Here is a 17,070-nt window from a genome sequence, read left to right on the forward strand (position 1 = left end):
TTGTAAAATGCTCAATCAAGGCTGGGTCTACCGGGATCGCGTGAAGCCCTCCCAAACGGGCCTAGCGGTCTTGGATTTTTATGCAGAATTTTATCGCCATTCAACGCGACAAGAATGGGCGAAACGAATTGAAAATCAACAAATTTTTGTAGACGGCAAACCGGCCACTGCCACACAACGTTTAGCAAAGAATCAACGGCTAGAGTATCATCGCCCCCCTTGGGAAGAGCCAGATGTGCCGTTAAATTTCCAAATTTTGCACCAAGACCCCCATTTTTGGATCATCGATAAACCAGTGGGTTTACCGGTGCTGCCCGCGGGAAATTTTTTAGAAAATACGTTGTTAGCGCAACTCAAAAGGCAATTTCCTGACGAAACACCAGTGCCGATTCATCGCTTGGGACGGGGGACTTCTGGGTTGATGATCCTGGGGCGATCGCCTTTGGGGCGACAATCCCTAACACGCCAATTACGAGAACATCAAATCACAAAAATTTATCGGGCCGTCATTCCAGCAGGTGATTATCCTGATCAAATCACCATCACCACACCCATCGGCAAAGTCTTTCATCCTAGCCTGGGGACAATCTTTGCCGCCACAGCAGATGGTTTATCTGCCCATAGTGAAATGCGAGTTCTAGAACGTCTAGCAAAAGTTTCACGGGTTGAGGTGCAAATTTTCACTGGACGCCCCCATCAAATCCGGATTCACATGGCAGCAATGGGCTTTCCCCTAGTCGGCGATCGCCTTTATCTTCCAGGGGGCTTACCGGCTATTCACAAAGATGCCAATCACAGTCCTTTGCCAGGGGATTGTGGTTATTCTCTTAATGCTTATTACCTAAAGTTTCAACATCCCCACCAGGACAAACCAATCGATTTTTTCTCGCAGCTTCAGGCGTCTTGTCTAGATTTCTGATTGCAATTGCACAGCCAAGGGAGTGAGCTGGATCGTTTCAAAAGGCATATCAATCCCTGCTGCGGTTAAAGCGGTAAAAACTTTTTCTCGGAGGGCAAAGCGTTCGGGAATATGGGTGCGCTCATTGCGTAACCAAACCTGAAGTTGGAGTGCCACATTATAGTCATTGAGAGCCGTTACCACCACTTTAGCGGGCGGTGTGTCGGTAAATATGCTGCGATCATCGACCAAAGACAAGAGGATCTGTCGTACCCGCTCTAGATTTTCATGGACAGCGACGGTGACATCAATATCGAGGCGTAACTGCGGAAAATTAGTGTAGGAGATCACCGTTGAATTGATCACGACAGAATTAGGCACCGCTAACATCCGGCCATCAACGGTCACAATGCGCGTGCTCCTTAGGGTGATTGTTTCGACGCGGCCATAGAGGCCATTAATTTCCACGAGGTCATCAATCACAAAGGGCCGATCCCAAAAAATGAGCAGCCCAGAAATCAAGTTAGAAAGGGCATCCCGGGCAGCAAAACCGACCGTTAATCCCACAAGTCCCAGGCTGGTGACGATTGCGGCCATGTTAATCCCAACTGCGTTGAGGGCTTGGATCGCGCCAAAGGTCAAAATGGCGTAGCGAACGAGGGTTCTTAAGAAACTGGCGGAGGTTTTATCGAGTTTTGATTTTTTGAAGGACGCATAGAGGGGCACATCAACAATCTTCCAAAGGCAGTAGAACACCGCGAAGGTAATGAGGGCAACGACGAGGTTGATCAGGCCCCGGGCAATTTGGTCACCGATAACCTCTAGGTTAAAAACGTTTTGGAGGCGATTGGCGATGCTGGTGAACAGGGTTGACATGGTGCTGCGTAGTGGCAATGACTTTAGTGTAATGGGGCGATCGCCTCTCAAGAAACGGACAGAAAAGATTATTTGCAGCTTTAGTTTCCGCAAGCCTTGTCTTTTTTAAGAACGGTGCTATATAATCAAAAAGTGATTAAGCAATAAATCGATTGAGCGATTTGCTTAGTCCCCAGTACTTTAAACTGGTACATGCAATTATGACTACACTTCTACAACAGCAAGGCTCTGCCAATCTTTGGGAGCGCTTTTGCCAATGGGTCACCAGCACAGAAAATCGTTTCTATGTAGGCTGGTTTGGGGTTTTAATGATTCCCACGCTGTTAACCGCAACGATTTGTTTTGTCCTGGCATTTGTCGCCGCGCCCCCGGTTGATATTGACGGGATTCGCGAACCGGTTTCTGGCTCTTTGCTGTATGGCAACAATATTATTACCGCTGCCGTTGTGCCGAGTTCTAATGCCATCGGTCTGCACTTTTACCCCATTTGGGATGCGGCGAATCTGGCTGAGTGGCTTTACAACGGTGGCCCCTACCAACTAATTGTGTTCCACTTTCTGCTTGGCATCTTTGCCTATATGGGGCGGGAATGGGAACTGTCCTACCGCTTGGGGATGCGTCCGTGGATTGCGGTTGCCTATTCTGCTCCGGTGGCGGCGGCGACGGCGGTACTCTTGGTTTATTCAATTGGCCAAGGATCTTTTTCGGATGGATTACCGTTGGGCATCTCTGGCACCTTTAACTTTATGTTTGTGTTGCAAGCTGAGCATAATGTGTTGATGCATCCTTTCCATATGCTGGGGGTTGCAGGTGTCTTTGGTGGTGCATTGTTTTCTGCAATGCACGGTTCCCTCGTGACTTCTTCTTTGATTCGGGAGACCACAGAAACGGAGTCCCAGAATAGTGGCTATCGCTTTGGCCAAGAGGAAGAAACTTACAATATTGTGGCGGCCCATGGTTATTTCGGACGTTTGATCTTCCAATATGCTTCTTTTAATAATAGTCGCGCCCTCCACTTTTTCCTTGCTGCTTGGCCAGTGATTGGTATCTGGTTTGCCTCTTTAGCAGTGGCTTGTTTTGCCTTTAACTTGAACGGGTTTAATTTCAACCAATCTCTGTTAGATTCCCAAGGACGGGTGATCAATACTTGGGCGGATATCCTCAATCGGGCAAATCTGGGGATTGAGGCCATGCACGAACGTAATGTTCATAATTTCCCCCTCGATTTAGCAGCCGGAGATCAAGCGCCTGTCGCCCTCCAAGCCCCGGCAATTAATGGCTAACTGGAACTTTGAATTTGGGATTGCAGTGGCATGATGATTGCTTTGAATAATCTTGGTTTGCTCTGAATCCTGAACGAAAAATATACTCTAAATGCTCTTAGCCTCTGCCATTAAAGTAGAGGCTTTTCTTGAATTTTAAGAAGATTTAATTATTAATCCTACAAAGCGAATTTTTCCTGAGAAATTAACTAAACTATTGAATAAAAAACGGAAAAATACAATGAAAACTTTGCGTTTTATTCTTAAAAACAAACAATTCAATGTGCAAATGAGCAGTGGTCAAAAGTCCTCACATTTTCTGATCGGCATTCTCATTAGTGCCTTGGCGATCGCCACCTTGGTTTGGCCCATTGTCCCTGTGCAAGCAGCCCCCAATCCTCCTGATTTTGCCCGTGCGGTGCAAGCCATCGAAGATCTCGACCAAATGCGCTCTGAGTTGGCCAAAACCATTGACCCGACTGCAGACATCACGCCGCAAACCATGCAGGAAGTTTGTAAACCAGTGGGGATGAAAGCGAGGCAACTGAGTCAAGACAATGGTTGGCAAGTCAAGCAGGTGGCTAAAAAATATCGCAATCCAGACCATGCCCCCCAAAATCTCCAGGAAACCATGGCGATCGCCAAATTTACGCAACACCCCGAACTCCTGAGCTATAGCCAAATCCAAGGCGATCGCCTCCACTACTACCGCCGCATTAATGTCGAAAGCAGTTGTCTCGCCTGCCACGGCCCGAAGGACAATCGCCCCAATTTCATCAAAGCCAAATATTTAGATGATCTCGCCTACGACTTCAAAGCTGGCGACCTACGGGGACTGTATTCCGTCATTATTCCTAGCCTAGAAGCGGCCCAGACTAACCCTGAGTAAACCCCTCACCCCAGATTCAGCCAATGTTTTTTCTTAAAAAAGGATTGATTCTCCTCAGCCTAAGCTTGTTTCTCTTGGTGAGTAGCGGCGTTTGGGCAAGACCCAGTTTCGCCAGTATCCGCCAACAGGAAGAAGCCTCTGGACAAATCCTTTATCAGTCTCGCCAATCCATCCAAGACAATCACGGTCAAACTTGGCAGGTGGTGCTGTTTAAACGGGTTAAAGATGGTCGTGTTGATACCGTTGACCTACGCCTTGTGGCCTACCCCGGCCAGGCGACTTTTATCCATCCGGGTTCTTTGAATTTATCTGCTCCCAATCAAGCGATCCTCACAGCACCAGATCAATTTGCCACCGAAGCCCCTGCGCCCAATGTGGGTCAATTTGATTTAAAAGAGATTTTGCCCCAGTTGCCCACCGATCAAAAAGTTCAACTTAGCTTGCCCCTCAAGGAACAGACGACCATCGAGATTCCCCCGGCAGTTCTCTTGGAGTGGCGACTTATGGCCTAGGCTGAAATTTTTGTACAGGTAAACAACTCCGGACAAAGGGGAGGTCTGGGGAGACTTCGTAGCGACGATTACTTTTTTATCTTGGTTTTGCCTTTTATATTGTCTTTATGAACTTTATGAATTCTTAGAATTCACAGCATCTTAAACATTTGATGAAGTCACCTTGGCTTAGTAGTGGTAAATTTCAACTTCAGTGGGGACAAAGCTCGACACCAGCGAACCTCTCCTTGCTGGACGACATAGATGGTTGTCCTACGCTTGATTCAAAAAGGTGTGACGGATAAAAACTGACTATGGCAACTGTATTCCCCCAAGAACGACGTTTTTTAGAATTAGCCCTTGCCCAGGCGATCGCCCGCCATCAGTTGACCGTCGTTTACCAGCCCCAAGTCAATCCTCAAACAACGATGGTGACGGGATTTGAAGCCCTACTCCGGTGGGATCACCCCCAGTTCGGTTCGATTTCTCCCACGGTATTTATCCCCATTGCCGAAGAAGTGGGTCTGATCCACGAGCTTGGGGACTGGGTCTTGCAGCGGGCCATAAAACAGTTAAAAAAATGGCATCAACAGTCCCAGCAAACCTTTCGGATGGCCGTTAATATTTCGGTACATCAGGTCACGGCTCCTCACTTCTTTGAGCGGCTCCAGAATCTCTTGGTGTCCCATCAAGTTGCGCCCCAACATCTAGAGCTAGAGATCACGGAGTCAGTTTTGATTGAGGATTTTCAAAATATCTGCGCCGTTTTAGCATCACTGCAAAAATTAGGTGTCAAGATTGCCATTGATGACTTCGGTACAGGCTATGCTTCTTTTAATTACACCAGGTTGTTTGGCTGGGATACCCTGAAGTTAGACCGCTGCTTCATTAAAAATTTACATTGCAATAAAGTGAATTCGGCGATCACCAAAAATCTCATTAATATGTCCCATGATCTGGGGTTTAAGGTGGTTGCTGAGGGCATCGAACATCCAGAAGAATTGGCAATGCTCAAGCAGTTTTGTTGTGATGAAGTTCAGGGATATTACTTTAGTCGCCCCCTCATGCCAGCTCTACTCGAAATTCAGCAGATTACGGGTGGTCATTTGATGCCTGGGGCGAGCGCCTATTTAGCTGCCTGAGTTAAACATAGATCCGTTGCTGTAAAGCCTCGTGACAGATCACTTGTTCGATTAAGTGTGACGGTGATTACTCAAAATTGATCAGCAAAATTTTTCAGAGAATATAGATTCAGCGGCAAGATCACGGCAATGTGCATCGGTAAATGGTAACGCCCACTATGATTTGATTAGGCTGAAATCGTGCTGGGCGATGATTTCATGCTTTTTCCCAGGAAGAGATCTACGTTGATGTCTAGGAGCGTCGGGAATAGGAAATGTTTAAGCTTGGGACAATTAGCCAATTTTTTTCGCTGTTGTATTTGGGATTAATGCCTGGGGCAATCGCCGCGCCGCCGGATGCGAGTCAAATTGTCTCCCTCACGGGCGATCGCCTCATGATGCAGCAGGGTAGTCACCGTCAACAAGCAGCCCAGGTGGGCGATCGCCTCGAAAACCACAGCCAAAGTTTGATCGTGCCGGGTAATAACCACTCCTTTGCGCGTCTTGTCCTTGTGGGCGATCGCCAAACCTATGACGGACTGCTTTTACAAACTGGCCCCGCCCCCCAACAGACCCAATATCGGTTTCCCTGTGTGGTTGAAGGGGGCACCATCACCCTGAGTTGGCAAAAAGGTCAGCAACGGGGCTGTGCTGAAGGTCTCCGCATTCGCCCAAACCCTGAGGGGCGATCGCCGACCCAACGTCTCAAAATCTTTGCCTATCAAATGCTGCTTTCGCCCGCCGCTGCCAGTGCTATCCCCACCGATTCAGAACTCGTCATTCAGCCCAGTGGAGAGACACCGATCTGTGTTCGCGTCACAACCCAAGACAAGCGCCAAATCGTTGAAGTGTTGTGGGGCGAAATTATCCTCAGCAGCCCCAATCACCCCCAGGGTCTAAAAATCCGTAAGGGGACGCAATACGACCAAGGCGAACTTCAGTTTTTTGATCCGGATACTCGTCTCGCAAGCCCCGCAATGCAAGCATTCTTTTCGGCTGCAGCTTGGTCAAATGCAGCAACTTCTACACCTTTGTCCGGCGAGATTCAAAATCACATTGACGTGATCCGCACGGCTTTTGCCACAGCACAGTGAAAAAGATTCACTTTAGTCCTCGGCATTTTGACCATACTGAAACAACATAAAAACTTCATCAAATTTTCTTTTTTATTTCAACACTTTTAAGTTATTCTTCGGCAAAACCAAATAAATCAGTCAAGCTGAATCTTCTCTTTGGGAAAATCAGTGGTCAAAAAAATTTCATAGAAAAATTTGTGAATAAATCTGCGCCCATATCTGACTAAAGGCTCTTTAGTCAAGCATTTAAGGATTTTTTGGTTTTTGTGATGCCGGGGCCAACATCTTCATTATTTCTTCAATAAAAGGCCTAAATCGCTTCTCTAACTCTTCATGGAAATAGCGATGATCGTCTGCAATTAATGGGTAATTTATACCAAGCAAATCAAAGCAAAACTAAATCGCTATTTATTTATATGCATTGATAATCAACTTTTTGCTCCCCTCAATTGAGAAGACCCATCTCTTCCCATCCCCTACTAGCAAATTTTTGTTTGAGGAATTTTTAAGTGAACAATCAAGTTTGGCGATCGCCAAAGTGCAAAACCCCCAGAAAAAATACAATCCGTAAGCTCGCTAGTCCCTTGGTGATTGCGGGCCTCATGGCCGCCGGTCAATTCCAGCTCATCCCCCAGGCGATCGCAATTGGCACAGCAGCAGATACAGACATCATTAACAAAGCCACCGCGACTTACAATGATCCTGCAAATCCAGGGGTTCCTCTAAACGCAGAATCTAATACTGTCACTGTTACCGTTGCAGAGGTCGCAGGTTTAACTAACGTTCCCGCAGGGATTGTTGATGAAAATGGCGGTAGTATCAACTCCAATGACATTGTCAATTACGACTTTTTATTGACAAATACAGGAAACGCGACAAATGATATCGAGATTCCATTCGCTGCCATCACAAACCCTGATGGAAATCTAAGCGTTACTGGTTTTCTCGTTGACCTCAACAATGATGGGGATTTCGATGATACTGGTGAAAGTAATTCAGGAAATCCGTTTACAACTGACGTCACAGCGACAGGTATTGCAGCTGATGCTTCTGTTAAGGTTCGTGTTATCACCACTGTAAATTCCAGCCTGGGAGCAAGTGAGCCTGTCGCGATCCAACTTGGTAATACCCCGCCTAATGATAATAGTGCTGGGACTCAAAACCAGTCCTATGATGCTGATGGTACAGTTGATGATGTTTTCACAACCGCAACTACACCAGTTAATGGACAAAGAGAAGCTGCAGCCCTCCAAAGTAGCGCAACCTCTCAGTCTGTTACACCATTAGCATTAGCGACAGTTCTCAAAACCCGTGCTGCCTATAATCCAGCAACTCCAGCGACAACCGATGACACAATTACCTATCGTTTAGATTTTCGGGTTGAAAGTAGTTCTCCCAATTCTTCCTTTACCCCAGCGAACCTAGAAGGTACAACCATTCAGCTTTCTACTGCGGCTAATGGTTCTAACCCTGTCGATGTACAGCGCATTCTCGTCTCTGATGCGATTCCTGAGAATACAGAACTGACAAATACCCCACCAACTGCTCCGGTAGGCTGGAAAGTTGTTTATAGTACGAGTGCGACCACAACTCGAACAGTTGGTGGGAGTACAGCTACTGCCCCCGCAGCTGCAGTCTGGCAAACAGTGGCTCCAGCTAGTTTGGCATCAGTCGAACGGATTGGTTGGATTTATGTTGGTCCGAGTAATGTTGCTGACAGTACAGTTTCTGGCCCAACTCTTGCAGCTGGTAGTACCACCACTGGCGATGCGAATGGTTTCCGTTTCCAAGTTGTTACCAGTGGTCTAACAGCAGGTGGAACGATCGCCAACATTGCCCAAGCCTTCGGTGAAACGGTTGGTGATCCGAACAACGAAGTTGTTTACGATGAATCTGGTGACCAAAACCCGAACAACTTTAACGACGATGACACACCTCCAGATCCCACCGGGACGAACTATGATCCTGTAAATGATACTGGTGTCGCAGATCCCGCTAACCAAGACACAGATAACAACAACAACAACACAGGTACTGGCCCAGAAGGTGAAGCAAATGTCTTAGCGATTACACCTCCAGGGGCAATCCTAAACGGCCCGCTAAATCAACCTGGCGCTGTTGGCCCGACAAACAACAACGATGACTTTGTCAATAAGTCTAGTCTTGCTATTGAAGGCGGCGGCACCCAAACAGCAACTCCAGGACAAACCTTCAATCCGGCACCAGTTGTTTTTAACAATACCTTCCAGAACCCATCAAGCAACGCTGGAGAATTAGACACAGTTCGTCTACTTCCCCTTGCCCCGAATAATACTGCCGTTCCAGCCACAACTCCCGCGCAAGAAGCGACAGATATTCCTGATGGCACTCGTGTAACGATTACAGTGGGTTCCAGTAGTGCTGCTTATGATTATGACGATGCTACTGGTTACACATATGTCGCCAGCTCTGGGACTGGGCCGAACTTTGATGGGACAGCAAACACCCTAAAATTTGACAATATCAGTCCTGGAGTTTCCATCAACTACACAGTCACCATTGATCTACCGGCAGGTTCCCAATTGTCTGCGGATCGTTTCAGTGCAAACGGTGTAAGTCGTGCCGGTTATTCTGTTCCAGTTGTTGCTTTTGTCGATAACAATAATTCTGGCGCATTTGAGTTCTCAACAACGCCTTCGTCAAATAATGACAACGTTTTCAACATCAAGATTGACCGCTTGTACCTTGGCCACCTCGCCTTATTAAAAGAACAGCGAGTGCTGGATACGGATGGCACAACAGAAATTGAAACGTGGACAACTGACCCAATTAATGATGTTGAACCTGGGCAATTCATTGAGTACCGTATTTCCTACGTAAATTTCTCAACACCCTCTACTACAGGTTCATCTGGAAACGTCACTCTTGGCATCAGTAATTTGGTGATTACGGAGGATGGCACAACTGGAACCTTTGTTGCTGGTGGTGCTGGAACTGCGAATAACTGGGCCTTACCATTATCGACTCCCTCAACGACTCACCAACAGAATACTTCTGCAACTCTAGGAACACTACAGTATTTCAATGGTGTGACTAATCTGGGCAATTTAGACCCAGCAGATGGAGCGACGGTAACACGCTACGTCAATAGTGTTGGCACTTTGACACCTGACACAGCAGTGACACCGGGTACTGCTTCGACTTACCAAGGCAGCTTCATTTTCCGTCGTGTTTTGAACTAATTCTCTATGCCCTCAAGTTTCCATGCTTCGATTACTACCGTCGAGGCATGGACAGGGGGCTACTGTAAAAATTTCATGTTGCTAGTAGACAAAGGTCTTTTGACGATGAAACGTTCCTCCCTACCTTTCTTTGGAGTTGGTCTCGCTCTTACTCTGAGTTTTGCTCCCCTTCATATTTCTCCTCTGACTCCCCAGCCTGTCCTCGCCCAAACCCAGCAAAACCTTGATGTTGAGCTAGCTGGCCACCTGCGGGTAATCGAAAAAAATTGGCGTGGTGAACAAAAAGTTGCCTGGCGTAGCCTAGAGGGTGGTTTTATGCGGCCCGCCCCCAGGGTCAAACCCGGTGACACCATTCGCTACACTGTCAGCGGCAACAATCGCACCGAACAACCCATTTCCGGTCTCGTCCTTACCGATGATCTGCCCGCCAATACCGTCTATGTGATGGGGTCAGCAGCCTCTGTGGGTGGCGCAACAATCACTTACAGCATCGATGGTGGCAAAACCTACAGTGCCAACCCGACGATTCGCGTCACCTTGCCCGATGGTCGTGTGGAAACACGCCCGGCCCCAGCGGAACGCTATACCCATGTGCGTTGGACCTTCCAAAATGCTGTCCCTGCAAGGGCTAGCGTGAATGGCCAGTACCAAGTCCGCGTTCAATAAACGTCAAACATTCACTGGTCTTTACTTTTTTGGAGGCCTTCGTCGGCCAGAGTCTTTTTAATGCCTAATTTTCTTGACCATTCACGACTAATCCTCAAGCGATCGCCAGCGGCGATCGCCCTAGTTAGCGTTGGCTTGAATTTAGGTATGCCTTTGGTTTTGGCCCAGTCCCCAGAGACGACAGACACCGTTACCCTCTTTAACCGGGCCGGAGCCAGTTATCAGACGGGTGATACGACTTTTAGCGTCAACACCAATCAAATCGTCCTTGATTTTGACAATTCGCGACTGCTTACAGATCCCTTGGGTCGAGTGGTCGGTTGTGCCGGGGAACCCCTCGCCGACTACCGTGGCTTTTTGATCGCGTTATACGAAGCAACTGGCCCTTTACAAACAGAGCTTGGCCCTTTACTCGTCCTTGAGCCTTCCCCTACTGGCATTCCGCCTTTCCCCCCAGGCATCGTGAATGTTAACCCTGAGAATAAAAACCCTTTTGACTTAGGCGAAACCGAGGCTCTAGGAAACCCAGACTTGCGGGGCCAGTTTAATTTCTTACTACGCAATGACCAGATTGCTGTTGATGCTACATATATTTTGCTGATTCGGCCACCGCTTGGCTCGTTCCTGGATGAGCGCCGGATCCAAATTCGGATTACAGCAGTTGCGCCAAATTCTTTTACCTATGTAGCCAACGCCCTCGATGGTCTTCCCCTGAGTCTGGATAATCCTTCGATGATGAATCAGGAGATCACCATTCCCCGTGCCGAAAGAAATGCCCTAGTCGTGTTCACTACATTCTTTGCAACTCTTTGTCAGAACGAAGCGATCGCCATCCAGAAAACCGCCGACCGCGCCACCGTTACACCTGGAGGTATTGCTGTTTATCGCCTGAGTATCAATAATCTCAGCACAAGCAGTTTAGAAAATGTTGAAGTACGCGATCGCCTTCCCCTCGGCTTCCGACTTATCGAAGATTCCGTGCAAGGGATCATCGGCGAAAATCCGGCGATTCTGGAAACCCAGGTGAATGGTCGAGATATTACCTTTACATTTCAAGAGCCCTTACCCGGTGGAACCCCTCCCGAAAATAACCCCCTGGCCCGCATTGTCTATGCCGTAGAAATTACCCCCGATGCCCTGCGGGGTGATGGGCGCAATATTGCCTTTGTCGAAGGCGATCGCCAAGACAACAATTTCACTGTCCGGGATGGCCCCGCTGTTTACAACGTGGGGATTCGCAACGGCTTAATTTCCGACCTCGGCACAATCATTGGGCGAGTCTTTGAAGACAAAAATTTCGATGGGGAACAACAGTACGGTGAACCCGGCATCCCCAACGCCGTCGTCTTTATGGAAAATGGCAACCGCATTGTCACCGATGAAAATGGCCTGTTTTCCGTCGCTAATGTTCTTCCTGGTTGGCATGCAGGGGTCTTGGATCTGACCAGCGTCCCTGGTTATGCCCCCGCCCCTAACGAAAAATTCATTGCCGAAGACCGCACCTACAGCCGCACAGTGCGCCTTGAACCCGGTGGCATGGCCCGGATGAACTTTGCCGTAACGCCTTTAATCCCTGGAGAAGACGAATGAAAAAACGCTTCTCCGTTCCCCTAACAACATTAATTTTGGCCCTCAGCGGTTGGTTTACTGAAGTAACGGCCCAAACGCCAACAGTGACAACGGCTGAAATCAGTGGGGTTGTAACCACCCAGACGCCAACAGGCCCCCAGGAAACTGAGTTTCAAGCGATCCTCAATAAACCGTCTGCAGCAAGTGAGATCCAGGGAGAAATCCTACTGGCCCAATCATCCCCGACTGTACCCGTGGCGACTGAATCGCTAGACAGTCGGGAGACCCTGACGCCGGTTATTGAGTCTACTCCAATGCCAACGGCGATCGCCCAACCCACCGTGCAATTTATTAGCCCTGGGTCGGGGGCAATTTTAGAGAAAAATGCCAGTGCCGTCGTGATCGAAGTGCCCACAGGCAGCACCACCACCCTCAGCGTTAATGGTGTCGAAATTGACTCGAATCAAATTGGCCAACTGGAAACCAACGGTAGCACGGGGATGGTGCGTCAAACCTGGTACGGGGTGATTTTTAGTCCTGGGGAGAATACCCTCAAGGCGACGGCCACCCTCAATGGCACCACGGTTAGCAATGAAATCCAAGTGCAAGCGCCGGGGGATGTGGCAAATTTACAGCTCTCGACCGTTGAAACGCGGGTGCCCGCCGATGGGCGATCGCCCGTGACGATCCAGGGGATATTGCTCGATAAAAATGGGAATCGGGCCAGTGGGGGCGGTCGGATTACCCTCGAAGCCACCGCCGGCGAATTTCTTGGGGAAGATGCCGGGCCTGAAGCACCGGGTTTCCAAGTGGATGCCAAGGATGGGGAATTTACTGCCACCCTCCAATCCTCCCTTGACAGTGGCCCCGTCCAAATTCGCGCCCGCCTCTTTGAACTAGAAGCCTATACCCAAGTCCAATTTAAAACTGCCCTCCGTCCTAGCCTGTTGACGGGGGTAATCAACCTCCGGGTCGGGGCAGACAATACGGACTATTTCAGCAGCTATCGCGATTTCCTCAACCCTGATGCTGACGGCGATACCGTCATTGATGTGGATGGCGCAGCCTTTGCCACAGGTACGATTGGGGATTGGCTCTTCACCGCAGCTTTCAATGGCGATCGCCCCCTAAATGAAGCCTGTGAAACCTGTACCAATCGCCTCTTTCGCGCCGACCAAGTTTCCGAACAACCCTATCTCACTTACGGCGATAATTCCACCGTCCGCAACCTGACCCCCTCCCAGGACAGTCTCTACCTCCGCCTCGAACGCACTCCGGATATTGAAGGCGCGACTGACCCCGACTACGTCATGTGGGGGGACTACGGCACAGGTCAGGAATTTGCCACCAGCTCCCAAGAATTCACCGCCCTCAGTCGCCAACTCCACGGTGCAAAGCTAAACTACAACCTTGGCGATCTGCAAATTTCTGCCCTCTATAGCCAGGGGGGCGAAGCCTTCCAGCGGGATACTCTCCTCCCCGATGGCACGAGCGGTTTCTATTTCCTCACCCAGCGCCTCGTTGTCCCCGGCAGCGAAGAAGTCTACTTTGAACTCGAAGAACTCGAACGGCCCGGCACGGTGATTTGGCGCGATCGCCTATTCCGGGGCCGAGATTACGAAATTGACTACGACCGAGGCAGCATTGTCTTTAGCGATCCGGTGCTGCGCACAGAAATAGGCGACAACGGCGAAATTCTTGTGCGGCGGATTGTTGTCACCTACCAAAATGAAAGCGGTGAAGACAATAAAGTATATGCCGGACGACTACGCTACCATTTCAACCGCGACCCAGGGCAAGCCAGTTGGATCGGGGCGACCTACTTCCGTGAAGACCAAGGAGAGCGAGATCTCGAAGTTTATGGGGTTGATGCTCAAATTCACCTCAGTGAAAACTACAAATTTATTGGTGAATACGCCCAGAGCCAAAATAGTTCCGCCGAATTAGGGAATGTTTCTGGTTCCGCTTACCGCTTTGAATTGGATGCTAAATTTGCCGATGGTTTTACCGGGCGGGCCTACTATCGCCATGCCGACACCGGTTTTGCCAACCGTTCCACCATTAGTTTTGTCCCCGGCCAGACTCGCTATGGCGTTGACCTGAATGCCCAGCTCTCCCCCAGCACCCAACTGCGTTTTAACTACGACCACGAAAAAAATCAGGGGGTGAATATTCGCCCCATCGTTACCCTCGGTGATCTGATCAACGCCGGCCAAGAGGGGATTCCCACTGGACTGGTGGACAACGAACTCACCACCATCACCGCCGGCCTTGCCCAGCGTTTCGGCAAAGCGAATCTGAATGTGGATTTGTTATTCCGCGATCGCCTTGATTATCTCAACCCTGAAAACGACGGTAGCTCTACCCAACTGCGTACCAATTTCACAACGCCCCTCAGCGATCGCCTTAAACTGCGCCTCCTCAACCAAACCACCCTCTCGGCGGAATCTGATGCCGTATTTAGCGATCGCAGTCAAATTGGCCTGGACTGGAAGATCGCCCAGGGCGTCAACCTAAACCTGAACCAAAACTGGTACCACAGCGGTACCCTCGCTGGCCAAAGCACCACCAGCATCGGCCTTACTGGCGAATACAAACCCTGGCACAACACCATCCTCAGTGCCCGTTATGACATGGAACGCTTTAGTACAGGGATGCAGGATGCAGCGACCTTTGGCATTAAACATAACTGGGCTGTCTTCAAAAATTTTGACCTCGATTTTGCCTATGAAAAAGTTGTGGGTAATCTTTTTGTGGGTAGTGATGGCGCAGTGGGTCAAGGGGCATCCCGTTCGACCGGCCTACGTGGGGGCGATAGTCTTAGTATCCGGGGCCGCTATCGAGGTGGGGGCGATGGGGAAAATTTCCAAGCCGAAGCGGGCTACGAATTCCGCAATACCAACGGCAGCAGCACCAGTAACATCACAGCTTCTGTCCGGGGCAAACTATCGCCGTCTCTGACAGCTCTCGCTAATTTTGACCGGCGTTTCGCCGCAGGCCAAGCGACCCGTGGTTTACCCCCCACCACAGAACTGCGTGTTGGTCTCGCCTACCGCAATCCCTACGAGGATAAATTTAACGCCCTCCTCCGCTATGAATATCGCAAAAATCCGAACACCATCCCCGAAACCCTCCTCACGGGCAGGGGGAACGACGTCACGGAACATCTCTTTGCCGCCGAGGCGATCTATGCGCCTAACTACCGTTGGGAATTTTACGGCAAGCTTGGTTATCGTCACTCCACCCTCAAGCTCGCCGAGGATTTTGAAACAACGACTTCTGCGACCCTCGCCCAACTCCGGGCCACTTACCTCCTCAACCGACAGTTTGATCTGACTGGGGGAATTCGTTGGATCAATCAACATTCAGCAGGCTATAGCGAAATGGGTTGGCTCGCGGAGGTGGGCTATTATGCGACGCCAAATCTCCGCTTTGCGGTGGGCTACAGTTCTGGTCGGGTGAACAATGATCGGGATTTCTCTGGCAGTCGCTCGGATGGGGGTTTGTATGCGGGGGTTACTCTCAAGCTGGACAGTTTGTTTGATTTTGGTCGCCAGCAACCCGTTGCTGCTGTGCCAGAAACCCGCAAATTAATGGTCGAAGCCCCCAAGCCTGATGCTAATTTACAAGCGGCTTTAAAAACACCCCTGCGCTTAGATGTGTCCCAGGCCATTGATTTTGAGCGGGGGAAAACCAGTGTTTCCCTGGAAGGACAAATGGTGCTCGATAGTTTGGTCACTGTTTTGGGTCAATATTCAGACCTAAAATTGGATATCCAAGGCATCCTCCCGCCCCTGGCTGAACTGACCCCCGATAATCTCGAAGCCCGTCGTCTGCAAACCGCCCGCCAATATCTCCTCAGTCGCGGGATCAGTGGCGATCGCCTGACGCTCCGATCCCTAGGCAACAGTTCCCAAAACAAAGTTCCAGAACAGCCGATTACCTTTACCCTGAGTGGTACTGCTGCTACCTTCCAGGCCATTTCTACCCAGCTCGGTGGCAATCCCATTGTGGGTAACTTAATCAACACAGAATTACCCCAATTAGCGACTTTACCGCCTGATCTCCCCCAAAACACCACCAGTACAGTGAATCGCAATTCTCGCCAGGAACGGCCCCAAAGTTTTTCATTGAACTTATCCCAGGCCACCTTTACCCCCGATGATACAAATCTCCAAGTCCAAACCTATAACCGCACCGATGCTGACCTCAACCCCAACTTTACCTATCTGCCCTACTGGATCCTCGGTTTTGTGCCACTTGCTGATCCCGATACCCTCCTCCTTGCCGAGGTTACGCCGATGAATCCGATCACCGAATTTGTCACGAGCTTGATGCCAGAATCTGACCCCATTGCAGAGATCCCGACAGAACGGCTCCTCACCCGCAGCGAACCCCAGCCCAGGCCCCAACCAGAGGCGCAAATTCTGGGCGATCGCCGTTTGGATGAATCAGCAGCCAATGAGTTGATCACGAATAGCACCACCGAACCGCTGATCTTAGGCGATCGCCGTTTAGATGAGTTGAGCGAGAGTGAACTCCAGGCCCTCGCCCCCGAAATTTATGATGCGGTCTTTGGGGGTGAGATCCAGGCCCGCCGCCTCGATACCGACGACAGTTTCCTCTTTGGTAATGCCAATACCGAACCACTAATCCTTGGCGATCGCCGTTTAGATGAAAACACTCCTGAGCTTCCCGCCCTCGAACCCACCTCGAACTTCCTCAGTGCTAGAGAAATTCGTCGTTTAGAATCAGCGCTTTATTTCCTCCTCAGTGAAGATCTAAGCAACCTAGATAATCTTTTCCAAATCAGTGGCCGCCAACGTAGCCGCCAACTTGGTCAAACCATTGACTTAGATCGTCTCTGGAATGCCAATACCTCCCCAGATTAATTCTTCTAAAAAAATCCAATGAGCTTAACTTTGTCAAATCATAAAATATTTCCCTGGATCAAACTACTTTTCTTCCCATAGAGGCCATGCAATAAACAATATCCCTTAA

11 protein-coding genes are annotated in these 17,070 nt (G+C 49.5%); 10 read left to right on the forward strand and 1 reads right to left on the reverse strand.

Translation table 11 applies throughout. The features are described 5' to 3' along the window. Window positions 1-7: 7 nt before the first annotated feature. Window positions 8-919: an RluA family pseudouridine synthase gene (locus AWQ22_RS10900; RefSeq protein ID WP_065711093.1), complete on the forward strand. Its 912-nt coding sequence runs from the start codon at window positions 8-10 to the stop codon at window positions 917-919. On the opposite strand, the gene AWQ22_RS10905 is transcribed toward AWQ22_RS10900, so the two are convergent. Further along, window positions 908-1,774 (reverse strand): mechanosensitive ion channel family protein, encoded by an 867-nt coding sequence (locus AWQ22_RS10905; RefSeq protein ID WP_065711094.1) that lies wholly within the window; start codon window positions 1,772-1,774, stop codon window positions 908-910. The genes AWQ22_RS10900 and AWQ22_RS10905 overlap by 12 nt on opposite strands. A gap of 200 nt (window positions 1,775-1,974) precedes the next feature. Between AWQ22_RS10905 and psbA the strand changes: the two genes are divergently transcribed. From psbA to AWQ22_RS10950, 9 genes are all read left to right on the forward strand, one after another. Further along, window positions 1,975-3,057 carry a photosystem II q(b) protein gene (psbA, locus tag AWQ22_RS10910; protein ID WP_030006608.1) on the forward strand — a complete coding sequence of 361 codons (1,083 nt, stop codon included), beginning with the start codon at window positions 1,975-1,977 and terminating at the stop codon, window positions 3,055-3,057. Window positions 3,058-3,277: 220 nt separating this feature from the next. Beyond that, window positions 3,278-3,925 (forward strand): DUF3365 domain-containing protein, encoded by a 648-nt coding sequence (locus tag AWQ22_RS10915; RefSeq protein ID WP_084449049.1) that lies wholly within the window; start codon window positions 3,278-3,280, stop codon window positions 3,923-3,925. A 23-nt stretch (window positions 3,926-3,948) separates the two neighbouring features. After that, on the forward strand, window positions 3,949-4,437 hold the full coding sequence (locus tag AWQ22_RS10920; protein WP_065711095.1) for a DUF3122 domain-containing protein: 489 nt from the start codon (window positions 3,949-3,951) through the stop codon (window positions 4,435-4,437). Between the two features lie 293 nt (window positions 4,438-4,730). Beyond that, window positions 4,731-5,558, forward strand: coding sequence for a bifunctional diguanylate cyclase/phosphodiesterase (locus AWQ22_RS10925; RefSeq protein ID WP_065711096.1), 828 nt, complete (start codon window positions 4,731-4,733; stop codon window positions 5,556-5,558). Window positions 5,559-5,866: 308 nt separating this feature from the next. Next, entirely contained in the window at window positions 5,867-6,631 is a 765-nt protein-coding gene (locus AWQ22_RS10930; RefSeq protein ID WP_065711097.1) for a hypothetical protein, read from the forward strand. A gap of 566 nt (window positions 6,632-7,197) precedes the next feature. Continuing rightward, entirely contained in the window at window positions 7,198-9,834 is a 2,637-nt protein-coding gene (locus AWQ22_RS10935) for a hypothetical protein (protein WP_157094617.1), read from the forward strand. A 6-nt stretch (window positions 9,835-9,840) separates the two neighbouring features. Next, entirely contained in the window at window positions 9,841-10,500 is a 660-nt protein-coding gene (locus tag AWQ22_RS10940) for a DUF11 domain-containing protein (protein ID WP_084448989.1), read from the forward strand. Window positions 10,501-10,560: 60 nt separating this feature from the next. Next, window positions 10,561-12,090, forward strand: a complete 1,530-nt coding sequence (locus AWQ22_RS10945) for a DUF11 domain-containing protein (RefSeq protein ID WP_084448990.1) — start codon at window positions 10,561-10,563, stop codon at window positions 12,088-12,090. After that, window positions 12,087-16,961 carry a hypothetical protein gene (locus AWQ22_RS10950; protein WP_065711099.1) on the forward strand — a complete coding sequence of 1,625 codons (4,875 nt, stop codon included), beginning with the start codon at window positions 12,087-12,089 and terminating at the stop codon, window positions 16,959-16,961. The genes AWQ22_RS10945 and AWQ22_RS10950 overlap by 4 nt, the downstream gene beginning before the upstream one ends. Window positions 16,962-17,070 lie beyond the last annotated feature (109 nt).

The organism is Picosynechococcus sp. PCC 7117 (assembly GCF_001693275.1).
Classification (GTDB): Bacteria; Cyanobacteriota; Cyanobacteriia; order Cyanobacteriales; family MRBY01; genus MRBY01.